The sequence below is a fragment of the Undibacterium umbellatum genome (genome assembly GCF_014284125.1).
GTDB lineage: Bacteria > Pseudomonadota > Gammaproteobacteria > Burkholderiales > Burkholderiaceae_D > Undibacterium > Undibacterium umbellatum.
The window spans coordinates 1-26,265 of the sequence record NZ_JACOFX010000016.1; the positions used below are offsets into that span (position 1 = coordinate 1).

17 protein-coding genes are annotated in these 26,265 nt (G+C 50.8%); 8 read left to right on the forward strand and 9 right to left on the reverse strand.

The window, feature by feature from the left end:
* Window positions 1-713 precede the first annotated feature (713 nt).
* On the reverse strand, window positions 714-2,066 hold the full coding sequence (locus H8L47_RS22445) for a FecR family protein (RefSeq protein ID WP_186955840.1): 1,353 nt from the start codon (window positions 2,064-2,066) through the stop codon (window positions 714-716).
* Window positions 2,067-2,500: 434 nt separating this feature from the next.
* Between H8L47_RS22445 and H8L47_RS22450 the strand changes: the two genes are divergently transcribed.
* From H8L47_RS22450 to H8L47_RS22470, 5 genes are all read left to right on the forward strand, one after another.
* Window positions 2,501-4,390: a CHASE2 domain-containing protein gene (locus tag H8L47_RS22450; RefSeq protein WP_186955841.1), complete on the forward strand. Its 1,890-nt coding sequence runs from the start codon at window positions 2,501-2,503 to the stop codon at window positions 4,388-4,390.
* 35 nt (window positions 4,391-4,425) lie between these two features.
* Window positions 4,426-5,631, forward strand: a complete 1,206-nt coding sequence (locus H8L47_RS22455; protein WP_222616651.1) for a tetratricopeptide repeat protein — start codon at window positions 4,426-4,428, stop codon at window positions 5,629-5,631.
* Window positions 5,632-5,910: 279 nt separating this feature from the next.
* Entirely contained in the window at window positions 5,911-6,717 is an 807-nt protein-coding gene (locus H8L47_RS22460; protein ID WP_186955843.1) for a Crp/Fnr family transcriptional regulator, read from the forward strand.
* Window positions 6,718-6,771: 54 nt separating this feature from the next.
* Window positions 6,772-8,295: an MBOAT family O-acyltransferase gene (locus H8L47_RS22465; RefSeq protein ID WP_186955844.1), complete on the forward strand. Its 1,524-nt coding sequence runs from the start codon at window positions 6,772-6,774 to the stop codon at window positions 8,293-8,295.
* 12 nt (window positions 8,296-8,307) lie between these two features.
* The gene (locus tag H8L47_RS22470) at window positions 8,308-9,285 is read left to right on the forward strand and encodes a hypothetical protein (protein ID WP_186955845.1); all 978 of its coding nucleotides are present in this window, start codon (window positions 8,308-8,310) and stop codon (window positions 9,283-9,285) included.
* Window positions 9,286-9,332: 47 nt separating this feature from the next.
* On the opposite strand, the gene H8L47_RS22475 is transcribed toward H8L47_RS22470, so the two are convergent.
* Window positions 9,333-12,701: a glycosyltransferase family 4 protein gene (locus H8L47_RS22475; protein WP_186955846.1), complete on the reverse strand. Its 3,369-nt coding sequence runs from the start codon at window positions 12,699-12,701 to the stop codon at window positions 9,333-9,335.
* A gap of 1 nt (window position 12,702) precedes the next feature.
* The gene (locus tag H8L47_RS22480) at window positions 12,703-14,076 is read right to left on the reverse strand and encodes a class I SAM-dependent methyltransferase (protein ID WP_186955847.1); all 1,374 of its coding nucleotides are present in this window, start codon (window positions 14,074-14,076) and stop codon (window positions 12,703-12,705) included.
* 330 nt (window positions 14,077-14,406) lie between these two features.
* Here H8L47_RS22480 and H8L47_RS22485 point away from each other — a divergent pair, with 330 nt between their 5' ends.
* The 3 genes from H8L47_RS22485 to H8L47_RS22495 are packed head-to-tail and all read left to right on the forward strand — an operon-like array spanning window position 14,407 to window position 17,918.
* Window positions 14,407-15,861: a mannose-1-phosphate guanylyltransferase/mannose-6-phosphate isomerase gene (locus H8L47_RS22485; RefSeq protein ID WP_186955848.1), complete on the forward strand. Its 1,455-nt coding sequence runs from the start codon at window positions 14,407-14,409 to the stop codon at window positions 15,859-15,861.
* A gap of 21 nt (window positions 15,862-15,882) precedes the next feature.
* Window positions 15,883-16,677, forward strand: a complete 795-nt coding sequence (locus H8L47_RS22490; RefSeq protein ID WP_186955849.1) for an ABC transporter permease — start codon at window positions 15,883-15,885, stop codon at window positions 16,675-16,677.
* Window positions 16,674-17,918 carry an ABC transporter ATP-binding protein gene (locus tag H8L47_RS22495; protein ID WP_186955850.1) on the forward strand — a complete coding sequence of 415 codons (1,245 nt, stop codon included), beginning with the start codon at window positions 16,674-16,676 and terminating at the stop codon, window positions 17,916-17,918. Before H8L47_RS22490 ends, H8L47_RS22495 begins: the two co-directional genes overlap by 4 nt.
* Window positions 17,919-17,948: 30 nt before the next feature.
* Here the strand turns inward: H8L47_RS22495 and H8L47_RS22500 are convergent, their stop codons facing one another.
* The 6 genes from H8L47_RS22500 to H8L47_RS22525 all read right to left on the reverse strand — a co-directional run bounded on the left by H8L47_RS22500 (window position 17,949) and on the right by H8L47_RS22525 (window position 26,263).
* The gene (locus tag H8L47_RS22500) at window positions 17,949-19,085 is read right to left on the reverse strand and encodes a glycosyltransferase family 4 protein (RefSeq protein ID WP_186955851.1); all 1,137 of its coding nucleotides are present in this window, start codon (window positions 19,083-19,085) and stop codon (window positions 17,949-17,951) included.
* An 11-nt stretch (window positions 19,086-19,096) separates the two neighbouring features.
* Window positions 19,097-20,287 (reverse strand): glycosyltransferase family 4 protein, encoded by a 1,191-nt coding sequence (locus tag H8L47_RS22505; protein ID WP_186955852.1) that lies wholly within the window; start codon window positions 20,285-20,287, stop codon window positions 19,097-19,099.
* Complete coding sequence (locus H8L47_RS22510) at window positions 20,284-21,189, reverse strand: GDP-mannose 4,6-dehydratase (RefSeq protein ID WP_408057737.1); 906 nt, start codon at window positions 21,187-21,189, stop codon at window positions 20,284-20,286. Before H8L47_RS22510 ends, H8L47_RS22505 begins: the two co-directional genes overlap by 4 nt.
* A gap of 1 nt (window position 21,190) precedes the next feature.
* Window positions 21,191-22,228: a GDP-mannose 4,6-dehydratase gene (gene gmd / locus H8L47_RS22515; protein ID WP_186955854.1), complete on the reverse strand. Its 1,038-nt coding sequence runs from the start codon at window positions 22,226-22,228 to the stop codon at window positions 21,191-21,193.
* 279 nt (window positions 22,229-22,507) lie between these two features.
* A complete protein-coding gene (gene pyrE, locus H8L47_RS22520) occupies window positions 22,508-23,176 on the reverse strand; it encodes an orotate phosphoribosyltransferase (protein WP_186955855.1) in 669 nt (222 codons plus the stop codon).
* Window positions 23,177-23,248: 72 nt separating this feature from the next.
* Window positions 23,249-26,263, reverse strand: coding sequence for a glycosyltransferase (locus tag H8L47_RS22525; RefSeq protein WP_186955856.1), 3,015 nt, complete (start codon window positions 26,261-26,263; stop codon window positions 23,249-23,251).
* Between the last annotated feature and the right edge of the window lie 2 nt (window positions 26,264-26,265).

The following is a 26,265-nucleotide window of genomic DNA, read 5'->3' on the forward strand; positions in this document are numbered from 1 at the left end:
CTGTTGCATATTCTGCTTGCTTGGAGAAGCTGTCAGCGATTTGGTTCAGTGTGAAGCTTTGCGCCATCCAGTATGCCAGGCCACTTGGGTCTGCTGGGCGATTGAAGTAAGCGATGTAAAGCTTTTGGATATCTGCTGCTGTATTGGCCATTTAGAACTCCTGATTTATGATTTAAAAAGTGCGAAGCTTGCTTTTTAGGCACCTACTCGCGTTACGGCAAGCAGATAATCGCAGAAGCACCCAATCGAAGATGTGACCGAAATCACATTTTCAAAAAAAAGCAAGATTCAACAACATTTGGCTTTGCTATTCCAGATTTTTCATTAGCTCTGCAGAAACAGCTTTCAAATGAAAAGTCTAGATGTGACTTTGCCAACCTACAATTATACGACTTCCCCGGAAGTAAACCAAAATGAATATTTCGTTACACCAAATTACTAAATAATTTATCAGCTTCGATGGGAACAACATCATTTATATAGGTAGCAAAGCATCAATACAGTATTTATCTTCCAATTCATTTCCTCTATTAAGCCCCCCCCTGCAGGTCTGAAAATCACCATGGCAATGCAAATACGGCAAACATAAAAAAAAGGGGGGCTTCCGAAGAAGCCCCCCCATTTTTCTATCCAGCAAGATATTACTTTTTACAAGCTGATACAAAACCCAAGCATAAATAATTGCCATAAAAATACAGTAGGCAATCACTCTGTCATCGTTTGCTCCAATAGGTGACACCGTAAACCATGCGCTTGCCGTCTTCATCCAGCTTGGACTGGAAGACATAAGATGCAGTCCCGCCTTTTTCTGCAGTCACTACGCCTTGTACTGACATATTTGCTGATGGCATCTGTTGGTTGACACCATACAAAACACCGCCACTGGTGACGCTACCCTCACCCCGCAAGGCAAATTTTTCATTACCGGAAACTACATCAAATCCCGTCGTAAAAGTTGCGCTGGCAAAATCCAGTTGCAATTTGCCATTTTCCAGTTTTGCTGCTGACTCAAGGCTCTTGACATTATCGACAACAAGTGCCTGACTGTCTTTCAATGCAAACCCCAGACTACCGGTAGTCGGCACCTGCCACTCTGCATCTTTGGCACGATATATAGCAAAATATTTATTGGTCCCGAGATTGGCATTTTGGCTCTCGTCCTGTTTTTTGAGATCAATTTCTGCCTTTTGGCCAAACAGTTCAAAATAGCGACCCCAGATGATGGTGTTTGCCAGTGCGACTTGTCCACCCGGGTTGCCCGTGCCAGTTGAAGGCTTGTTATTTACCAGTGTCTGCTGAACTCCACCAGCCTTGTTTGGATCAAGATTGGGGTCGATTGCGGCTGACACATTGGTATTATTGCTGGCTCCCAGAGTCTTGCTACCTGGCTCATCAGATCTTGGAGGTGCCAAAGAGTCAGGCAAGATGCCCGGTGCAGATTGCAAGAGTTGTGGTTTGCTCTGTCCTTTATTAATTTGCAGCAACAATCCTTGCTGGCGAGCAAACAATTCTGTTGCACTGATACCTTCGCAAGGGCCGCCGCCCTGTGGAGAACACGCTCCATCAAAGCCACTGACAACGACACCACCTTCCAATACCACGACCCTTGTCACGTCCGCCGTCGTGGATACGATGAAGTCTGTGCCCCTTACACCGATGGCGGCAACTGGCGTGTTAAAGCGGAAATTCTGCCTTGCCAGCTTGACGGCATTGCCTGAAACACTACGTGCCACGCCAGAAACCAGTTCAAGCTTGATGCGCGTATTCGAGGGATCTTTTTTATCCACATGGTAGCTAACTATGCGCGCTTCGCTATTCGGGCGCACGATGAGCATTCCATCGTCCAGGGTTTTCAGATAGATATAACCATCTGCCCCGGTTTTGATGCTGGTATTTTCTGAAATCTGACTATCCACAGTTGCAGGTTTGCCATTGATCTGAACCTTACCCCAGATCGCCGTTACCTTTGCAGCATCTTCTGCAAATGCGAATACGGGAACAGCCATCAGGGATAGCAATATCCACCTGAGAAAGTTTCCTGACAAATTATCTGTTCGAGTCTTCATATTTCATCCTTGCTTGCTGAAAGAAACAGCAAAATACTTCCCACTGAGTACACATTGCCCCAGTTAAACCTAATTTTTACATTTACCATTATCCACTGATAAATAAAAAATATTGTGATGACGGTCACAATTTACGATTTCCAGTTACTATACCATTTTTTTGCTAAGCCATTGAAAACAGTAGGTTTATTATAGATAGCCTGAACTGCTGGAGCCAAACCAGCCTTAATCAAGCAAATAAATACGAACTTTAGCAAGCTACAGATAATTTTGATAATTTCTTGCGGATATGCATTTAGCTCAAGATGCGATGCATAAAACCCAACATTTTTTTTGATTTCAGCTTATGATGCAGCCGAAATTATTTTGATCGAAATCTATTCCCATTTGCCTCATTGCACATTGAACAATTCAACGGACACTCTCTCGCAAACATGAGGCACGCTTTCGGGATTTTTTTGCGCACCCCGGCAAAAACTTATTTGTGGTCGGTCATTGCCGCACTGGCAGTCAGTTTGTGCGCAGTCAATCAATGGCTGCCTGAAAGCCAGCGTCTGTTTACTGGTGATAACTGGCTGCGTGACCATTATGCACAACTACGTGCTAAAGACTTGCCGGAAGAACGGCTGGCTCTGATTGATATTGATGATCATAGTATATCCGTGCTTGGTGCTACCCCCTGGCCCAGAGAGCGTATCGCTGATCTGATAGAGAAACTGATCGCCGACTTCAATGTTCGTGGCGTTGCGCTCGATATCTATTTTGAGAAGCAGCAAGATACCGTTGGCGACCAGCGCCTGGCCGTGCTGGCCGCCCATGGTCCGGTGGTGCTGGCACAGGCCTTTGATTTTCACAAAAATAAAACCACACCTGCCCGCAACGGCCAACTGATAGGTGGCGTGCCTGCCGCCACTTTTAGCCAGACAGATCTGGCTCACATGGCGCAGGCCACAGGTTTTATTGCCAATCACGCCGGGTTGGGTGATGCCAGGTATATAGGCAATATTGGTTTTGTACCTGACCAGGACGGAACTTTACGCCGGATTCCTGTTCAGACACGCTTTGACAACAAAGTTTACGATGCCTTGTCACGTGTCTTGTTGCAATGCTGCTCAGGAAGAAAGACAGATAAGGTATTTGGCAGCAATAGCCGGTTTTCCGATGTTGATGAAAATGGCTTCGCACGGGTGGATTACAGCCGGACCCTGGCATCATATGAAGTGGTGCCTGCGCTCAGCGTTTTGCAGGGCACTACACCGCTGGAATCCTTGCATGGCAAGTATATTATTATCGGTTCGTCGTCCTTGAGTCTGGCGGATCGTGTGCCAACGCCCTTGCTGTCTTCAACCAGTGGTTTTCTGGTGCATGCGCAAGCCTTGACGACCATGCTGGATGAAGAAGAGGGCCAGCACTATGTTAAATGGCCCGGGCGCTGGATTGCCCTGCTCTTCAGCGCCCTGACTGCAGGTATTGCAGTATTTATGTTTCCACGGTTCTCAGCGCTGGCGAATACATTGATGCTGGGAGTGGCCTCGGCAGTCTGGATGGTACTGGCTTACCTAGTCGTTGATCACGATATGTGGTTTTCACCTGTCAGCCCCCTGGTAACGAACTTTTTTTTACTGGCTGTTGCCGTACCATTTGGCTGGCAAACGGCACAGCGCAAATCACGCAGGCTGCTGGGAACCCTGCAACAATATGTCGCCAAGGCAGTCGTGCAGGAATTGCTGCGCAGTGACTTGAAAGATCCGCTGGCACCGCGTCAGTTGCATGTAACGACACTAATTGCTGATATGGAGGGATATACCAGTCAGGTTGAAAACTTGTCCATGGAAGAAGCAGCCAACCTGACAAGGGAGTTTTTGGAGTGCCTGACTGCACCCGTGCTGGAAAAAGGCGGCACTCTGGACAAATATACAGGTGATGGTCTGGTGGCATTCTGGGGTGCCCCCTTGCCAGTAGAAAACCACGCTGACCTGGCGCTGGATGCGGCCATAGAAATAGTAAGAAATGTCAGGAAATTAAGTCAGCTATACGAGCAACAAGGGAGAAAGAAGATTAGAGTCAGGATAGGAATAGAAAGCGGCATTGCCATTGCAGGAGACTTTGGCAGCTCATTCCGCAGTATCTACACTGCTGTCGGAGATAGTGTGAATACCGCCTCACGCCTGGAAGACGCTGCGCGCCACTTCCCGCATGACATCATCATCGGCAAAGGAACCGTGGAGAGCTCGACCAGGCATGTCTTCCAGCCATTAGGCGAGCGTTTACTCAAGGGCAAGGAAAAACCAACTACGATTTACACAGTCGAGGTAATGCTATGAGGAGAAAAGGCAGGTATCTGCGTTTTTTGCCTCTGATGCTATTGCTGACCTCATTCGGCAATGTCTATGCCGGAACGACCCTGGAAGAGGCTGACAGTGACAGCCTGTATTTAGGCGCCCTGAAGGCCATCAGCGAAAAGCGCCATGATGAAGCCAAGGCCATACTGAGCAATTTGATAGAAAAAATTCCCCAGCATGCAGGCGCGTGGCTGGAATTGGCTATGTTGCAATGTGAACTCGGCAACAAGGCCGAGGCGGACCGTTTGTTTTTGAAAATGAAGCAAAGCTTGCCGCTGTCCGAAGATCAAGTGCAGAAACTGGATATCTTGCAGCCCAAGGAGTGCAAGGTGCGCTCACGCAAAAAGCATATGTCGCTCAGCCTGGAAGTAGGCTATGACACCAATGTCAATCAGGGGGCCAGTAACCCCACCTTCATCTTCGGCAGTGGTACAGAACAAAAGGAACTGGTGCTATTGCCAGAATATCAGCCTAAGGCTGATCGTTTTGCGACTATATCAGCGAATATCTCTACTGAATTGGCGAAAGAGGGGACCCTGGGCTTCGCACAAGTGCGTGCGCGCAGCTATGATGCCATGACCTCGTATAACACGCTGGCGCTGGCTGCGGGCCTGGAACACCCCTGGAAATGGCGTGACTACAGCGTCAAAGGCACGGCCATGGCCAGCATCCTGACTTTGGGCGGCACGCTGTATCAGAAACAGGAAGTAGCGCAATTGCGCCTGATGCTGCCCACCAGGCAAGCCAGCCCATGGCGTTTCAGTACCATAGCAGCTTACACCAATGTGCAGTACCCGACTTTGCGCAATTTTGATGGTCACACATGGGAATTGCGTGGCCTGGCAAACTATGAAGCTGAGAAATTCCAGCTACAAGCTGGTGTCGCCTATCTGGCAGACCGCGCCCATGCAAATCGCCTGGGTGGTCATAGAGACGGCTATTATGGTAATTTGACACTGAGACGCCAGCTATCCCAGCGCAGTGAACTGGAATTGGGCTGGAGCCAGCAACTTTGGCAAAGTGAGGGAATTTACTCACCCAACCTGATTGATGTGGCAAGACGACAGCGTATACAGACCTTAAAAGCTGCCATGAACTGGTATGTGACAAACAACCAGGCCCTGCAACTGGAGTTTCGCGCCACAAATAACAAGGAAAATATATCCATCCTTCAATACAATAGCAAAACCCTGCAGTTAAGCTGGCAATGGCAAAATTTCTAAGTCAGGGATAGAGAGCATGGTTCAAGTTCCTGCCGTCCTCTTTTATTCCATGCATACTCATGCAGCATGAATTACAGCAAACAACATGAGGAAAATGAGAGCCCGGTAGAATAAGCAAAATCTGAACACAAGTTGACGAGCGATGAATATGCCCGCAATTTGAATTGATGACCCGCTGTCACCATCTGTCATTAACGCTGACACAGAATATATTGAGAACGAATGACCAGTTGCTGCGCACAGAAGCGCAAAGGCCAGTCTTCAAAATTGGATTGACCAATGACGGTATCAAATAATGAAGTTGCTGTGATCCACAACAAGGCACCGAGCGCGGAGTCTCCACCACTCACGCCTGGACAACTGCAATTAAATATTCCGATTCAAACCAAAGTACAGGTTAAAGTTAACCAGATCACGGTCAACTTGCGCAATATCCCCCTGTTGATGGGCCTCAGCGATGAAGACATGAACAAGGTCAAGGCCGACATGCGCGTGCGTCACTTCAACAAGCGCGATGTGGTATTGCAAAAGGGCGGTATCGGCGACAGCCTGCTGTTCTTGTTGTCAGGGCAATTGCAAGTTGTTGATGTAACTGAAGACGGCCGTGCGATTGGTTTGCGCATGCTCAAGGAGGGTGACTTCTTTGGTGAAATAGCCATCATCAATGGCACGCCACGCTCTGCCTCGGTGGTCGCTTTGAGTAATGTACTGGTCGGCTTTTTACCAAGTGCCACAGCCATGCATCTTTTTTCCCATTCGCCTGCCATGGCCAATATGATGTTGCGCCATCTGGCAGAAAAAATTCAGCGCGATTCAGAATTCCGTGCCTTGCTGAGCATCAGTAATACATCCCGGCGCATCTATGCTTTCATTGCCCTGTTTAAAAAAACCATGCCAGGCAATCTGGAAGTCATAGAGAACCTGCCTACTCATCAGGACATCGCCATGATGATCAACACCAGCCGGGAAACTGTTACCCGAGCGCTCTTGCATCTTGCGCAACAGGGCATAGTCGAGAAAGACTTGCACCGCCTCATTATACGCAAACCCGACGAACTGCAAAAACTGGCACTGGGCGCAAGCTGAATCAGGGCAAGGCCTGATACTGCACTAGCCAATTCACCAGCTTACTAGCTCACGATGTTATTTAATTCTTTTGAATTCCTGTTTCTTTTCCTGCCCATTACCCTGGCAGTGTGGTGGCTGTGTAAAAAAACAGGCGGACTAAGACTGGCACTGGGCTGGCTGGTACTGGCCTCCCTGATCTTTTATGCAGTCTGGGATGTGCGCTATCTAGCCGTGCTTTTAGGCTCCATCAGTACCAATTTCTGGCTGGGTGGTCGCATACTACAGGCGAGGCAACAGCAAAACGATAACCTGGCCAGCCGCTGGATGAAAGCTGGCATAGGTTTCAATTTACTGGTGCTCTGTGGCTTCAAATACACTTACTTCCTGCTGGCAAATTTGTTTGCCGTTTTTCATGCCGCTCCCCCCATAGACCCTGTGGTTTTGCCGCTGGCCATTTCCTTTGTGACCTTCCAGAAAATCGCTTATCTGGTAGATTGCAGGCGTGGTGATGTCCACCGACACAATGCCCTCGACTATCTGTTTTTTGTCTCCTTTTTCCCGCAACTGATCGCTGGCCCCATCGTCCACCACAAGCCCCTGATTGCACAAACCAGGGTAGATGAAAATCCACTTTTCGGGCAACAGGAAGCGCTGATTACGGGTGCTGCATTTCTGGCATTGGGCTTGTTCAAAAAAGCCATACTGGCAGACAGCATGGCACGCTATGCCAGCCCGGTATTTGAGTTGGCCAGACACACCACACCTGGTGGCGAAGCGGCCTGGCAAGCCATGCTGGCCTACAGCCTGCAATTGTATTTTGATTTTTCAGCCTATTCGGACATGGCCATAGGCCTGGCATTGATGTTTGGTTTTAAGCTGCCAGTCAATTTCTTCTCGCCTTACAAAGCAACTTCCATCATCGATTTCTGGCGACGCTGGCACATGACATTGTCGAGTTTTTTGCGCGACTACTTGTATATTCCTTTGGGTGGCAATCGCCACGGGCAGTTCAAACGCTACCGCAATCTCTGGCTGACGATGTTATTGGCGGGCATATGGCATGGCGCAGGCTGGAACTTCTTTTTGTGGGGAGCCCTGCATGGCAGCATGTTGCTGCTCAATCATTTCTGGCACTATGTTTTACAAGGCAACGCTACATTGCGTGCAGTATGGAATAAACTACCCGCAGCCCTCAGCATCGTAGTGACCTTTATCCTGGTCGCTTTTGCCTGGGTATTGTTCAGGGCACCGGATATGGCTAGTGCAGGTCATATGTATGCAGCCCTGCTGCAGCCAGACTCAGGCACGCGTCTGCCTACCCTGCCCTGGCAAAATATCGCTCACGTGGCAGAAGCCCTGCTGAGTACCTCAGTAGATGCAGGCTGGCTGTGGATAAGTATAGGCATGGCCATCGTCTGGTTTTTGCCGAATACGACGCAGCTATTGAAATACGACCCCAGCCCGAATGTCGCAGTCAGCCAGCTCAGTGAACGAAGGCAGATGGCACTCGGCATTATCGCCGGCGTATGCCTGTGGTTCGCGTTGAAATGGATGGCCGTCAGGCCAGCCACAGAATTTTTGTATTTTAATTTCTGAGCGAGCGAGAACATGAAAAAATTCTTGCTCACCATGACTGGCAGTTTCCTGATACTCAGCATACTGTGGGTAGTCGGCATCAAATACCAGCTCGGTGCAGCTACAGCCAGTTCACGCTGGGTCTACGATGCTTATCAGCACAAGGTTCACGCCGCACAAGCAGTCAACACACCGCGTGTACTGGTCGTCGCGGGTTCGAATGCCATGTTTGGCATAGATTCCGGCATGCTGGAAAATTTCTGGCAAAAGCCGGTCATTAATCTTGCTGTGAATGCGGGTCTGGGCTTGCCTTATATACTGGATGTATCGCGCCGCGTCGCCCGTCCCGGTGACATCATACTCATGCCCATGGAATATGCGCTCTATCTTGATGCTGGCAAAGCTAATTCACAAGTCATCGACTATGTCATGGCAAGGGACCTTGATTACTGGCGCAGCCTGACACGCTTGCAGCAATTGCAGTATGCCGCCGGGCTGGGGCCAGAACGCTGGCTGCATGGATTGCGCCATCTTCCAGATAGTCCGGTGACCAGTGGCACCTATGGCGCTCATCATTTGGATGCTCGCGGCGACCAGACCCACTCCAGTCCCGCAGAGCGCAGCGCAGGTGATATAGCCGCGCTAAAAGTCGCCAAAGCCTGGGACTACGGCCACAGGGCTGCGACAGAAACTGGTGGCTGGAAGCTAATGGAAAACTATGCGCAATGGGCCAAAGCCAATAACATCTGCGTCATCGCCATGCCCACCGTATTACTGCACCATGCAAAATACGATAGCGATGTGGAAGACCAGATTTTTTATACCGGCTTGCCAGCGCGTATCAACAAACTAGGTCTGGAATATCTGGGAAAACCGAGGGATTTCATGTACGAAGAAAGCTGGTTTTTCGATACCGACCACCACCTGCAAGACTGGGCCAGAGAAAAACACACAGCAAAACTGATCGCCCTGCTGCAAGCCCGCGAAAAAACTGCTTGTGACAAACAATAAAAAACGGCGGAATGAGATCCGCCGTTTTCTTTGAGTCTGCTTATTTTCTACAAGCGACCAATTTCAATATCCAACGCATTCGCGATACCGTCTATCGTATTCAATAATCGTCGAGACAGGGCTGGCCATTGTCTGGTCGCAGTCCAGGTTTTCGCCTGTAATGCCTTCGCCTTCATCTTTTGCGGGTCGCTCAAGATTGCTGCAATACCTTCGGCGATTTCTGCTGGCCCCGTGCCTGGCAAGACATGTACCGCATCTTTCACATCATCAAAAATTGACAGTGGCGTGACTGCCACCGGGCGACCAGATGCCAGACCCATGCGCACGGCAGCGCTGGACGACTCCTGGGTCTTTTGATATGGATAGACAATCAAATCAGCTTGCTGCAACCAGGACTGGCTGACTTCATCCGTCAGGTAATCAGCTAGGAAAGTCACATGTGCATCCAGGTTCGATTCATACATGAGACGGCGGCACAAATGATATTCGCCTTCCGACAAACCCACAGGGTAAAGCGAAGTCACCAGCAATAAATGATATTGCTCACCGCCCTCCTGCTCGCGCAATAGAGCAAAAGCCTTGATCAATGCCTGGATACCCTTGTGCGGCAGCAGGAAACCATAGGTGGCGATCACGGTTTTCCCTTGCAAGTGACGGGCATCGACTCTGGCAACAGCATCATCCAGGGTAGGCATCAAACCCTGTGGGAAAAACAGCAGGTTTTCATGCACGCCATATCCCTTGAGCCGGTTCATGTCATCAATACCATGCACGTACAAGCGGTCAGCCAGTCGCAACTGGCTGGCGATCGCCTTGAGAGAAATCAAGCCTTCATCACGCTGCACATCTGCTGTGGAGTGAAAGAAAACATACACAGCTTTACCGGCATCTTTCACGCGACAAATCAGATCGGCCAATGCAGTCAGTGAAAAGAAACCGAAGTTATATTGAATGACAATGGCATCCAGCTGCTGTTCCTGTATGGCCAGGTGGACATATTCCAGGTCCTCATCCATGCTGGAGTCCCAGGCACGGATGACATTATCTGCATCACGCGCGGTTCTCTCTGGGACGTGACTGCTCAGATAAACTATCCTGTCAGCAGGGATACCAGCCGTCAAAAAAGCTGAATAGGAAGCCACACCACAACGCGCATTCCAGGTGCTGATCCAGCCTATGCGTGGCTCCTTGCGCAGTAGGGGCTGCTGCTCAAGCGCAGCAATGGCTTGCCGCGATCTGGTAGCGACAGCAGACCAGGCATAATTTGCCGAAATATACGCGTGCGCCGCCGTTGTTTTGGCTGCGATCACATCAGCCGGGCTGGCATATACTTCCTTCATCAGGTCGCTCAAATGATCAACATCAGGGTCAGCCCAGGCTGAATGCACGGCACTGAAATGCGAAGTCGATTTGGCGAAATGGTAGTCACATAACCATACTCTGCTCTCATTACAGAAATCCATTTGCCCGCTCCAGGCCGTGGCAATCACCGGCAATTTGAGCAGCATGGCTTCGGCCACTGGCAAGCCAAAACCTTCACCACGGCTTGGTGCGACAACGGCATGGCATACCTCGTACAAACCGCGCATTTGTGCTTGGCTGTAATCGTCCATGATGACTTGCACATGGGGGAAATGCGGGTCTGCAGCCTGCAAGGCTGCGAGCTGTTCAGCCACCTCATTATGCGGATTGGGGAAAGTCTTGATGACCAGGCTGACATCATTGCTATCCCTGAATGCCTGCCCATATGCTACTAGCAAGGCATCCGGCCCCTTGCGCGGAAAACAGGAAGAAACATGTAGAAAGCGATAGGATTTCAAGCCATCCAATAATTCCGACGGAACAGGTGCAGCAGTCATTCTCAGCAGATGATCAACGCCATTGCCAACTGCTGCTATCGGCACCCGCACACCATTGTCACGTAAGACCTTGCCGACAAAACGCGAGACCACCAGTACCAGGTCCAGCTTACGATTGAATTCATTAACAAATTCCTGCGGAAAACCAGTTTCTTCCCAGCCATAAGAATTGACTACCCTGACCCTGGCCTGCATATCATCCAGCGTTGGTGGGTAACAATTGCGCAAAGCCACATCAGGCATGACGAAGCTGTTTTTGCTGATATCTTGCATGGCCGCGATATCGGGATTTGCTGCCAAAAATTCTGTAGACGCGGGAAAATCGCCATGCCCCTCGCGACTACGCAAACCCAGTTGCATATCAGATGACTCTTGTTGCGATGACAGTGCGCGCGCCAATTCACGGTTCACGATTGCCAGGCTATAGCTGGAATCAAAGGGGCCTTCGATCTGCCACAATGACGGAGACTGCTCAATGGCATTTACCTGCCCGGACGGCATGGGCACGCCCAGCGTCTGCAAGAATGCCTGCAGATTTTCCTTGATTTGTACACGTGAAAAACGCTGGATATTTTCTCGCTGCCCGGTGATGAGGCTGCGACGCAAGGCAGGTTCAGTCAATACCATCTGCACATGGGCAGCACACTGTGCCGGACCGACATTGGCATCCAGCAAAATACCGGCTTTACCCATGGTGTCGGTCACGCCTGCAGTGGCACGCGCAATCACAGGGACATCATGCAGCATGGCTTCTATCAGCGGCATGCCAAAACCTTCGTGCTCACTCAGGCTGACATAGGCATCGGCACTACGGTACAGGGCCAGCAAATCCTCTTCAGAAATTTTGCCTGTCATCAGCACTTGCCCATCGAGTTGCATGGTCGTGATGCGTGCGCGCACTTCTTCCTGATACGGCAGGCTGGTCACGCCCCCCGCGAGTATTAGCCGTACCGGCTGGCTGGAGAAATGTCGCACTTCATTGAACATCTCCAGCAGTTGCAACTGATGTTTATGCTCACATAAACGCCCGACAAATAATATATTATGCGCGCCGCGCAAACTGTTCATCAGGCTGGTGTTATACGCATGCTGCTGCCAGCGCGTCACATCCACCAGCAAGGGAATAGTCACGACATTCGCATAATTGGCGGCGCGCAGTTCAGAACTATTCAATTCCGAATCACCTATGGCCGCCTGGAAATCCTGAGCCCATAAGCCCAATTGCTGACGCCCCAGAATACTCAGTTCAGGCAAGCCATTGTCAGGCAAAAACTGTGGTGGGGTAATATTGTGATAGACCAGTACCTTGCGTGCCTTGATATCTTTCAACCAGGCTGAATTTTCGTAACCCAGGCTGTGATGTACCAGCAAGATATCCTCACTGGAGAGTTGCAATTCGCTGATGGACAGCACTTCATCACGCACTTCGTCTTGCACCAGATCGCAATAAATATGCGATGTGTATCCCATTTCCCGCAGCAGGCCGCGGGTAAAAAACATGCCATTACTGACGCCATCACCCTTGCCGCAGGAGGGACTGAATTGATGTATCTGCATCTTATTTACGACCTATGACTGCGTAATCCTGAGGACCGAATAATTCCTTGTTGAGCAGTGCTTCGACCTCACTGCCACCAGCCAGCATATGATCATCAGGATAAGGATGCAGGCGCAAAATCTCTGCATGAGAAAAACCGCGCTGCCTTGCCATGAACTCTGCCACTTGCGGGACGATAGGATGCAAATGGGTAGGATCGAAATAGAAGTTACAAGACCCTACTTTGAGATTTTCCGGATTCGGGGTTTCAAAAATAATCACGCCACCAGGGCATAGCGCATGGTGAGCGGCATCAAACAAGGCGATCAATTGTTCAAACGGTAAATGCTCTATGATCTGGAAGCCTGTCACTGCACCTATGCTGCCAGCAGGCTGCTCACGCAGATAGGCAATCGCATCGGCGTGGCACACCAGGAAACCCTGGTCCAGGCAAGCATTTACCATGGAGATATTCATGTCCACACCCATGGCAGGTATGCCTTGTTCATCCAGCAAGTCCAGCCATTCACCGCGGCCACAACCTACGTCGATGACCATTTTGCGTTCTTCTTTGGGCTGACTGCTGATATGCGACAGATAAGGTAAATACACTTGCAAACGCTGCTTGATATCTTCACGCGAACCGCGGAATAAAGCTTCAAATTCCAGATAAAACTGGTCCTGATCAAAATCAGATGCTGACAATTCTGCTGCCGCTACTTTTCTGACTGGTGTCAGGTCAGACATCTCACTGCTATTCACGTCTTTTACTTCTACTGCGATTGCTGGTACTGCACCAGTATTCTGCACACTGGCAGTTTGCAGACCCGCACGCATCATCAAATTCACTGAGCGCAACTGACGTGCAATGTGCAAGCGGTCAAACTGCATCAGGCGGTTACCTACATCCAGCGCATCGAACTGGTCCATGCGTTGCTGTAGTTTCAGCGACTCAAATTGGGCGAAACGTTGTTTCAGCTCTTGATGATGATGAACCTGGCTGACCAGTTGCCGGTTCAATTCATCAATCTGACTTTGCAGTTTGGCAATATCCACTTCCGTTTGAAACCGGGTGCGCGGCAAGCGCAGCAAGGCATTACACCAGGCCAGGGCATAACCCAGGCCAGGGATGCGGCGGATTTTTTGCCTTAGACCGACTGGCGTTGCTGGCTGACTGCTGTTTACTGGTACGGCCAGACCATTATTTTCCTCAGCATTGTGCTTCTCTGGCATGGTTTCCTGGAGTGATATTGTTTCAATTGCATTATCCGCTGGCAAATTCTCTTGTTCGGGAACTAATTTCTGCGGGACGGCATTCCGCCTGCTGCGCTGTATCAGGCTGGCCTTGTCAGCCAGTTGCTGTGCTTCGGACTGGGATTTATTTTTTATCGCCATATAATTCGGTAGTTTTATTCATAATTGGCGGCAAATTATCAGTTTTTAGACCGCTAAAAGGGTTTGAAGTATAAATGATGATGTAAACTGCGACGAATTTATGTAGCCAGCTCGTTTCCATGAAACTCCGTTCCCGCGCCATCATGTGAATTTATAGGTGCCAGATGCGGCCAGATGCGTCAGGGGTCCAGCCAGCCAGGTTTTCTAGTGTAGCCTATTCAGTCCTTGTCTACACTGAAGCCGCTCCTGTCAGAGTTTCCTGATTAGATATTACAATTCTATTTATATTTTATAAAATCTGCCCTGAGGGCAAAAAGAAGAAAGTTATCCATGTTATTACAGCCCGTCATTCTCTCCGGGGGTTCCGGAACCCGGTTGTGGCCGCTATCGCGTGAAAAACACCCGAAACAATTGCTTGCCCTGATAGGTGAAGAAACCATGCTGCAGGCGACTGCGACACGTGTACGCGATTTTTCAGGAAGCATAGGCGTTGCCCAGAAAATGATCGTGGTCTGTAATGAAGAATACCGTTTCATCACAGCAGAACAATTGCGCGTCGCTGGTTTTACCGATTGCAACTTGCTGCTGGAGCCCACCGGCCGAAATACTGCCCCTGCCCTGACACTGGCGGCCCTGTCTGCCGTCAGCAACGCCGAAGATGCCGTGTTGCTGGTCATGCCAGCAGATCATGTGATCAATGACAAGCAGGGCTTCCATCTGGCCATACAGCAGGGCCTGCAACAGGCCGTAGAAGGGGCCATGGTCACCTTTGGCATAGTCCCCGACAGGCCAGAAACTGGTTACGGCTACATACAGACAGGTGAAGCCTTGCCAGGCGCTGCAGTGCTCGAATTGCAAGCCTTTGTCGAAAAACCGGTACTTGAAGTAGCCCAGCAATACCTTGATGGCGGACGCCACCTGTGGAATAGCGGTATTTTCATGATGCGTGCCAGCACCTGGTTAAAAGCCATAGCGCATTTCCACCCTGCCATGTTCGCGGCCTGTCAGCAAGCCATGGACAAAGCCAGCATAGACTGCGATTTCGTCCGAGTTGACAAGGAAGCATTCCTGTCATGTCCGTCCGATTCGATAGATTATGCGGTCATGGAAAAACTGGCCCGTGACAAGGATTTGAATATCACTGGCTATGTTGTCCCTTTCAACGCTGGCTGGTCGGACGTTGGTGCCTGGGATGCGGTCTGGCAAGTCTCAGAGAAAGATGCCAACGGCAATACCGTCCATGGCGACGTCTTGCTGGAAGATTCGCGCAATTGTCTCGTCATCTCTGACAGCCGTCTGGTTGCCTGCCTGGGGCTGGAAGATGTGATCGTTGTTGAGACACCAGACGCCGTGCTGGTCACCAACAAGGCCAATACCCAAAACATCAAGCGTGTCGTGACCCGCCTGAAAGATGAAAACTATACTCAGACCGATAACCATCGCAAAGTCTACCGCCCTTGGGGACACTACGACTCGGTTGATAGTGGTGAACATTTCCAGGTCAAGCGCATTGTCGTCAAGCCGGGTGGCCGCCTGTCCATGCAAATGCACAATCATCGGGCCGAGCACTGGATCGTGGTAAGTGGCACTGCATTGGTCACCCGCGGTGAAGAGGTGATGACCCTGGTGGCAAACCAATCCACCTACATCCCGCTGGGCGTCAAGCACAGGCTGGAAAACCCGGGGCAGACTGATCTGGAATTAATCGAAGTACAATCCGGCGCCTATCTCGGCGAAGACGACATCGTCCGTTTTGATGATATCTATGGTCGTGTCGCAGGCTGATCGCCGCAAAGAAAGCAAGTTTTGAAAGCTGTACTCATTTCACTTTGGCATTACCGCCATTTTATTGTATCGTCCATCAAGGCCGAGTTCTCTGGCCGTTTTGCCCGCAGCAAACTGGGTGCCTTATGGATGATTTTGAATCCCCTGGCACAAGCCACGATCTTCGCCATCGTCTTGTCTGAGGTATTGGTCACCAAAATACCGAATATAGAAAACAAGTCTGCCTACGCGATTTACCTGATGGCGGGCATGTCGGCCTGGGGCCTGTTTGCTGAAATCATGAACCGCTGCACTACCGTGTTTATTGATTATTCAAATACCCTGAAAAAGATTTCTTTCCCGAGATTGTGCCTGCCCCTGATTGTCGGCGGCAGCGCACTCATCAATCACTTGCTGTTGCTGGCAGCGATTGCCGTGGTTTTCCTGTTCTTTGGTCATATGCCAACCATCGCCTGGCTGGCCCTGCCATTCGGCATGTTGCTGATTGTCTTGCTGGCATTTGGCCTGGGCATCATACTTGGCTTGCTGAATGTATTTTCCAGGGATGTTGGCCAGGTCATGGGCATAGTCTTGCAACTCTGGTTCTGGTTCACCCCTGTGGTTTACCTGATGGACAATATGCCCCCGCGTTTCATCGCGGTACTCAAGTTGAATCCCATGACGCCTATGGTCAAGATTTACCAGAATGCGCTGTTGTACGGGCAATTCCCGGCTCTGGCTGACTTGCTTATCCCCACCCTGATTTCATCAGGCTTGTTCTTATTCTCTTTCTGGATTTTCCGGCGTGCCAGCGCAGACCTGGTGGATGCATTATGAGTCAAATTGTCTTAAGCGTGAACGGTGTCGGGAAGTGCTACACCAAGTTCAGCGGCTTGTTGTCACGTCTGATGTACTGGGCAGGATTACCAGTAAAACCAGCCTATGAATATTGGGCAAACCGTGACATCAGTTTCAATGTGCCAGCTGGTCAGGCGGTCGCCATCATAGGTCAGAATGGCGCAGGAAAAAGCACCTTGCTAAAAATGATCACGGGCACAGTCAGGCCTACCACCGGTCATATTTCTGTTGTTGGCCGCGTCAGCGCCATGCTGGAACTGGGATTGGGTTTCAACCCAGAATTCTCGGGCAGGCAAAATGCCTACATGGCGGGCGGCCTGATGGGCTTGAGTGGCGAGCAGCTCGATCAGCTCATGCCAGGCATCGAAAGTTTTGCCGAAATTGGTGCGTTTTTTGACCAGCCCTTGCGGGTGTATTCCAGCGGCATGCAGGCGCGCCTAGCCTTTGCGGTTGCCACTGCCGTGCGCCCCGATGTGCTCATCGTTGATGAAATCCTGTCTGTTGGCGACAGCTACTTCCAGCACCGCAGCTTTGACCGCATACGCCAGTTCAAGGAACAAGGTACTTCCATCATCCTGGTCACCCATGGCATGGGAGAAGTGCGCAGCCTGTGTGACCATGTCATCCTGATCGACAAGGGCAGCGTGCTCAAGCAAGGCGCGCCTGACGAGGTCGTGGATTTTTATAATGCCATGATAGCCCGCAAGGAAAACGAAAAATTCCGCATAGAACAGCACCGTAATGAACAGGGTTGGTTACAGACCCGCTCTGGCACTGGCATGGCAACTGTGAGCAAGCTGAGCTTGCGCGACCAGGCCAGCGATCAGGTGCTGGCGGCAGCGCATGTGGGCCAAAAAATCAAGCTGGTGGCAGAAGTGCTGCTGCGTGAAGATATTCCTGAACTGGTGCTGGGGCTGATGCTGCGTGACAAACAGGGCAGCATCATCTGGGGTAGCAATACCTGGTATACCAAACAAGTGCAAAATGGATTGCGCAAGGGCGACGTCATCGAGTTTATCTTGCCCTTCGAATGTCCATTTGGTCCTGGCTCTTACTCTGTCACGACCGCCCTGACCAAGGCACAGACCCATCTCGAAGAAAACTATGAGTGGTCAGATAACCTGCTGGTGTTTGATGTCATCAATGTAGATCACCCCGAGTTCATCGGCAGCAACTGGCTAAGGGGTGAATTTGAAATCAGGAAATTGCAGGCAGGCTAAAACAACCCGAAGAGATGGACAAGCGCAGACCTATTTGCGCTGATGTTTTCGCTGATCTTCGTCGATCACTTCCTGATACAGGCGGGCATAGTGGCCAGCCATTTTTTCGGCAGTGAATAAATCCAGGTAACGCTGGCGGGCATTCTTGCCCATCTCAGCCGCTTCTTGTGGATGTGCCAGCAGGTACTCCATAGCCTGCCTGAAGGCAGCCGGATCACTCGGTGGCACGACAAGGCCCGTCTGGCCCGCAACATTGATATACGTCGTCCCTGTGCCTATTTCACTCGATATCATGGGCTTGCCATACATGGCACCTTCCAGCAAGGAAATACCAAATGCCTCGGAACGCAGATGCGAAGGGAAAGCCAGTGCAAAACACAAAGTCAGCAAGGCGACCTTGTCCGGCTCTGGCAAGGCACCGAGAAAATGGACATTCTTCAATTGCAGCTTTTCTGCCTGGCGTTTCAATTCGATTTCTTCCGGCCCATCACCCACGATGACGATAGGGATATTGGTGCCAGCGGCAGCTTCCAGCAGGATATGCAAACCCTTGTAATAACGCAGCATGCCGACGAACAGGAAGAAATTTTCTCCCACTTTCTGACGCCACTTGTCCAGCAACTCTGCTGAAGGAACAGGATAAATACTATTGTCCAGACCATAGGTAATGACCTCGGTCTTGTCCTTGTATAAACCCAGTGTAGGGCTGGTCGCCAGGTAATTGGGGGAGGTGGCAACGATGCGGTTAACGTCGCGCAAAAACTGATGCTTGAGCGGTGCATACAGTTTCAACAGATATTTTTGCCTGACGATATCCGAATGGTAAGTCACCACGCTGGGTGTCTTGACGCGTCCAAGGAAATGGGCGATGTCCATGAATGGCCAGGGGAAATGGTAATGCACCACATCTGCCTGTTTGGCCAGCTCGACCAAGCGTGAAAGTGCTGACCAGGAAAAGCCGGTAGAAGCAATTTCAAAATTCAAATGCGCCCGGTGTACCTTGTGCCCTTCAAATTCTATCAGCGGGCGGTCGGTATCACGGGTCAGCGTCAACACTTCATTTTCCACACCCAGACGTGTCGTACCCACCGCCATCTGACGGATGACTTGCTCAACGCCACCAAAGGTGTCGGGGTAATAAGTGCGGTAGAAATGCAGGACTTTCACTGTACGCGCCCTTATCCGGTCTGAACCATGCGATAAGCGGCGACTGTGTTATGCACACAGGCTTCCCAGCTCAACTCTGCTGCTCTTTGCAAACCACGCGCAATGGCAGTGGCCCGCCAGTCTTCATCTTGCAGCGCCTTTTGCAAACCCTCACGGATGCTGTCCACATCGCCTGGCTCAACCAGCATGGCGGCACCGCCTGCCACTTCAGGCATGGACGAGCAATTGGATGTCAACACCGGAACGCCGCTGGCCATGGCCTCGGCAATCGGCAGGCCAAAGCCTTCATACCAGGATGGGTAAGTAAACAAACGGCAACCAGCATACAAAAGCGGAAGCCAGTGCTGATCAATAAAGCCCAGATATTTCAGCCAGCCCTCGCTCTGCCCTTTGGCAATCTCATCATGGATATCATCGCTTTGCCAGCCGGCGCCACCAGCCAGCACCAGCGGCCAGCGCTGGCGTATCTCCACAGGCAAGGCACGGTAAGCCGCCAGTAAATTGCCAAGATTCTTGCGCGGTTCTATGGTAGAGACAAAAAAGCTATAGCCGTTTGGCTGCAAGCCGATTTGCTGCAAGACCGGTGCGGTTTCTTCGGCGCTGTAAGGATGAAACAAGTCATCCACACCAAGGGGAATGGCAACTACCTTTTCCGGCCCCAGCTTGAAATGCTCCATGACTTCCAGGCGCGTTGCCAGCGAATCGGTCAAGACCAGATTGGCACGCTCTACTGATTGCGGAATGGAAGCCAGGGCACGTTCTATCCTGGTCTTGGGATGCCACTGCGGATAACGATAAATGGAAAGATCATGCAAGGTCACCAGGCTGGGCAAATTGCTTTTGGGGACAAAATAATTGGGGCTATGAAAAATCGCGTTTGACAAACTGTTCAGGCGTTTTCCTGCCAACACGGGCATGAGCTTGCCATACCATTGCGAAAAAAAACGCATGCGACCCAGTTGCTGGCGTAGCTTTGCCTTGTAACTGAAACGCACAGGTTCAAAAGACTTGAGGCTTAGGGCGGAATAATCACGCGAACCAGACAAATCATAATCTGGCAAAGTGCGCCAGAATCCATCTGACAGATATCGTACCGAGTCAATATTTGCCTGTGCTGGCAAGCGTGTCGCCAGCTCCCAGGCATAGCGACCTATACCAGCCAGCGGCTGGTTGATCGCTTCTATTGACAGCACAATGTTCATGCAGTGGCCTCATGTCGCAGCATCCACGCCAGTGTGTCGCGCAAGGCGATTTGCGGCAGGTCGCCTATGCACGCCTGCAATCGGTGGCCATTACCCATGAGTTTATGCACATCATTGGCTCGCACAAAGGCCGGGTTGACGCGGACCTTGATTTCATAGCCAGCCAGTTCACTGGCCATTTGCATGACTTCACGCAAGCTGTAAGCCGCGCCGGAGCAGATATTGAATGTTTCGCCAGCAGGTGCTTTTTCCAGCAAACGGGCATACGCCACGGCGACATTGCGGACATCAGAAAAATCCCTGGCCACATCAAGATTGCCCAGTTCGATTTCGCTGGCCTGACGACGGTAGTGATTGATGATTTTCGGCAGCAGGAAATTTTCAGTCTGACCAACCCCAGTGTAATTAAAAGGCCGTGTCACGATGATGGGCAGTTTATCCATCCACAAGCGCGCCACATGTTCCATCGCCAGTTTGCTGACGGCATAGTCGTTGGCAGGCATGGCTGGTTCGCTCTCGGCCAGCACTTCAGACGCGGAATTGCCATAAATATTGGCACTGCTTGCTACCAGCACGGCGCGTGGTTTCTTGTCCAGCGCTGCCAGTGCTTCCAGCAAATTGCGCGTTCCGACGATATTCACGCGATAAATTTCATCAACATCACCATGCACGACCGAGGAGATGGCAGCCAGGTGCGCGACGACATCTGGTTGTATCTCTTGAATCGCCACGCGTAAAGCTTGTTTGTCGCACAGGTCTACTGCATAGTGCCCCTGGTTTTGGGTTTCCGTGCCATGCGTAGTGCCGAACACCTGGTATCCGGCCCTGCTCAATTCCTGCGCCAGATAACGCCCTGTAAAACCTTTAATACCTGTTATCAGGGCACGTGGAGTAGTCGACATTTCAGAACGATGCGCCATTCTCATTACGGCGCAAATCGGCATCGACCATCATCTGGCACAGTTCTTCCAGCGTTGTCTTTGGTTCCCATCCCAGCACATTTTTTGCCTTTGCCGGATCACCGATCAACAGCTCAACTTCCGCAGGACGATAGAATTTAGGATTCACGCGTACCAGCAATTTGCCGGTTTTTGCGCAGGTCGCAGTCTCATTCTCACCTTCGCCCGACCATTGCAATTGTATGTCGGCAGCCTTGAAAGCCATGGTGACAAAGTCACGTACGGTTTCTGTGCGGTTGGTCGCCAATACAAAAGTATCTGGTTTGTCGGCTTGCAGCATACGCCACATGCCCTCTACATATTCCTTGGCAAAGCCCCAGTCGCGCTTGGCATCCATATTGCCAAGTTCCAGCACATCGAGTTTGCCGAGCTTGATCTTGGCGACGGAGTCAGTTATTTTGCGCGTCACGAATTCACGGCCACGCAATGGCGATTCATGATTGAACAAGATGCCGCTACAGCCAAAGATGCCATAGGATTCACGATAATTGATCGTCATCCAGTGGGCATACAATTTGGCCACGCCATACGGGCTGCGCGGATAAAATGGGGTCGACTCTATCTGTGGCACAGCTTGCACTTTGCCAAACATTTCTGACGTCGATGCCTGATAAAAACGAATTTCCGTATTCACGATACGTATCGCTTCGAGCAAATTCAGTGCACCGATACCAGTAATTTCTGTTGTCGTCAGTGGCTGTTCAAACGATACGCCAACAAAACTTTGTGCTGCCAGATTGTATACTTCAGTCACACCAGTCGTTTGCAACAGGCGTATGCTGGCCGACAAGTCGGTTAGATCATATTCGACGAGGTGCAATGCCGGGTGAGTATCTATACCCAACTCTTCTATGCGCCAAAAATTGACTGAACTGGTACGGCGATAAGTGCCGTAGACGGTATAGCCTTTTTCCAATAGCAATTGAGCCAGATAGGCTCCGTCCTGACCAGTAATACCAGTGATTAACGCTTTTTTACTCATTCAAGAAAACCTCTTCGCCACGGCGAACATTCAAAATTCTTCTTTTAACCAGATATTGGACCGCCAGTTCGAATTTATCTGTGACAGCGGTCACAATCTGTCTACAGTTGAACAGTATACAATGAGTGCTCGCCGCACTGCGGAAAAATAATGAAAGCGCTTGTAAAAGATAGGTTTTTTACAATAGCTTACCTCCACCTCAGTGCCTCAGTATCAGTTCTCCCTGTACAGAGCTGGGCAATACCATTCAGGGTATTGCCATTTGTGCCCTATTCCAGGCTATACCGCCCCATAGCGCTGACGATATTGCTCAACAGCATCTTTATATTGAGACAATTGTTCGCCTGCCTCTGCTATTGACAGGTAATCAAATAAATCATTTAGATTGGCAATTGCCGCCACCGGCATGTCATAGGCCAGGCCTACCTCTTGAGCAGCAGAATGTGCAGACAGGGCATCGTCCTTGCCAGAACGCTCCATGCGGTCCAGTGCAATCAATACCGCACAAGGTGTGGCACCTGCTGCCCGTATCATTTCTACTGACTCACGCACAGAAGTACCAGCCGAGATTACATCGTCAATGATGACGACCTTGCCAGCCAATTTGGCACCAACAATGCTGCCGCCTTCGCCATGGTCCTTGGCTTCCTTGCGGTTATAGGCAAAAGGCACATTGCGCCCCTTGCGGGCCAGCGCCACCGCAGTGGCCGACGCCAGGGTAATACCCTTGTAAGCCGGGCCAAACAGCATATCAAACTCAATGCCGGAATCAATCAGGGTTTGTGCATAAAAGTCGGCAATGCGACCTAGATTGGCACCGTCATTGAACAGACCAGCATTAAAAAAATAGGGGGAAGTGCGTCCTGCCTTGGTGACAAAGCTGCCAAATTTCAGCACACCGGCATCAACTGCAAAATGTATAAATTCCTGCCTCAGATTACTTGACATATACTTGCCTTAACATTAATTATGAAATAATGACGCGCCATGCTTAACCAAGCATAACATGCTATAAAATGCCTATTGTGTGAGAATTGTCTGCCACCAGCCCCTTGCCAATTCATCAATATTCATACTGCCGGTAGCAAGCGCCTTGATACGCGCAGGATCAAGACTAATTTCCAGTACCGGTATCCCCATTTCAAGCATCAACTGCCCGACCGCGGAATTGCCTTTGTCTGTTCCGCTGGACTGTGTCTCAGATGCAGCCAGCACCTTGATATACACATCAGCAGGATGCAAATCAATCGCTTCGTCAGGATTTGATAAAGATGGCAACTCCAGCAATTGACAGGCAAGTTCATTGGCGTAGCGTAGCACTGACTTATTGTCTGACTTCAGCAGCTCACAACGCCAGTATGTCGGTGTAGTCATAATCAACTGCTTCAGCATCAGCGTCAATGCCTGCTCCGGCAAAGCAGCTTTCAGGGCATCAATATCAAACAGGGCGCGGGCGCAAGCAGGCTTGGCCTGGTTGGACACCATATTCCTGGCCAGTGACATCAAGTCCGCCTCAGCCACCGGGCCATCCAGCGTGGCAATCCGGTTCAAGCTTCGCTCAAAGCGGCTGGCAGGTGCATTTCTATGCGCCAGCTCGACAAAATCAAAATACTGCCGCCCTACCTTGTGCGCCACGTGATACTCATGCATATACTCAACAGCCCTGGCACCCAGCTCTTTTCTTAGTAGAGGATTAGACCTGAGTTCCACCATGCTGGTCAGCAGGGTGGCAACATCTACCTCATCAGCCAGCTTGACCAGGGCATCGGCTGGCAATTCTGCCATGGCGCCATTGCCATTGATGATCGTTGGTATGCCATAGGCCATGCAATCAAGCACGGTATATGAAGATTCGCCACGCGAGAGGCCGCGTAATTGCACGCCTGCATCGGCAGCATGCAAATAGGTCTGGAACAATTCAGGATCGGCAAAACCAGTAATGGTAATGCGATCAGCCAGGCCACGGTCCTTGATATCCTGCAGCAGTTGCATGCCGTATTTGCCGCCATCATTTTTGCCGACAAAGACCAGATGACAATGACTATCTTTTGCCATCGCTGATTGCAGCCAGGCTTCCAGCACCAGATGATTCAGCTTGGTGGGGCCCATGAGGCCAAAGGAACACATCAGAAAATCATCGTCACCCAGGCCCAGACGCTGGCGTGCTGCGCTGCGTTCTGACTGGTAAGGCAGCTTACGCATATGGGGGATACGGGTCCAGTTCTGCGTCGCATTTTCTCCATACCATTGTCTTGCCAGCTTCATGGAAAATTCAGAATGCACGATGACAGCCTGGGCCGCGTCCAGCATCTGATAATTACAAGGATACTTCCAGATAATCTGGCTCAGGTCTTCGGTATTTTTGGTTTCCAGCAAAGCTTGCAGACCATGCGATTCATACAGTGCCTGCGCCCAAATTTGCGGACGTTCCGCCGTCATGTCCAGATGCGCCAGCAAACCGCTGAGGAAGAAATCGTGCAAGACCACGATGCCGGGATAGCGCGCCAGCATATCCAGCATATAGGTGTGGTAAGTGGAATTGCCGAGGTTATACAAGACGCGCTGATAGCGGTCTGCATGCTGTTCAAACCATTGCCATGAGCGCACAGGAAAATTGGCCGCCAGCCAGGGGTCACCAATTTCTTGCTGGTCGACGATCAATTCTATGTCGTAATACACAGCCAGTTCAGGCAAGAGTTCGGCGCTGAAATCAGCGATGCCAGAACGCTCAGGTGGCAAAGGCGAGAAATACGCCAGGCGCGGCTTGATCTGGTCTTGCAACTGGCTGACGAACACCGCCTGCTTGCTGCACTGATATTCATGCTGCGCCTCGAATGCGCTGATGGCAGTTTTTGCCGATGCATCCCAGGAGAATTTCTTCGCCTGCTGCACTCCATGTTCACGCAAACTCTGCAAATAGTTTTCGTCTGTCAGAGCGCTTAGCATCTTTCCGGTAATGGCTTGCTCATCGTAAGGATTGAACAAGGCATCTTCACGACCTATCACTTCAGGCAGACTGCTTGTATTGGAAGCAATCACCGGCGCGCCGCAAGACATGGCTTCCAGCGCAGGTAAGCCAAAACCCTCATGCCAGGACGGGAAGACAAACAATGTGCAAGCGTGATACAGCAATGGCAAATCTTCATCAGCGACATAGCCGGTCAGGATCACGTCATTGCTGGCCAGGCCAGCATCCGCCGCCAGTTTTTGCAAGCGCACGCGATCAGCATCCTGCACACTGCAAACAATCGCCAGTTGATAATTTTTACGTACATCGCCTGGCAGTTTGGCGAAAGAGCGTATCAATGCTTCGACATTTTTTCGCAAGTCGATACCCCCGGTATACATCACGTAGGGACGTTGCAAACCAAAGCGATTTTTGATTTCCTGTAAGACCACAGGATCAGGGTCTTGCACATAAAATCTGTCATCGACTGCCGAGGAAATATTCACGATGCGTTCAGGTGGCAAGTGCAGACATTCCAGGCCCTCGCGCCTTGAGGATGCCGAAATGGCCAGCAACAAATCGGCACGCTTGAGTGCCTGAATTTTTCTCAGATACCATGCCTTGACCTGTTCGTTTTCAAGATAAGGCTTGGCATTGATGAGAGGGATCAAATCATACAACGTCACGGCAGTTGGCTGATACTCGCCATTCAATCCCACGCTGCTCAGTGCATCATCGGTCAGGCCTTCAAACAGGCTGCTGACGTGGACAATATCGGGCCGCCATTCTGCCAGTGCCTGCTCACGCACCAGTTCACCGGCACGGGTACGCCAGCGGTTGCGGTGATCGAGTTCGCTGACTGGCCCTGGGCTTTTCCAGTAATGAATGTGCTGTGGTGCGATCAAATGGCCGAAGGCTTGCCTGACTGGCTCCAGGCTATCGGCAAACAGGCTATTCAATAGCAAGTGCACTTCATGGTTGCCAGCATTGCTTGCCATCGCCTGCGCCAGGGCCAGCGAATATCTGCCTATGCCGCGATGACGACTGCCAGTTGACTGGCAAGCTTGTAAATCAATGAGAATACGCATCT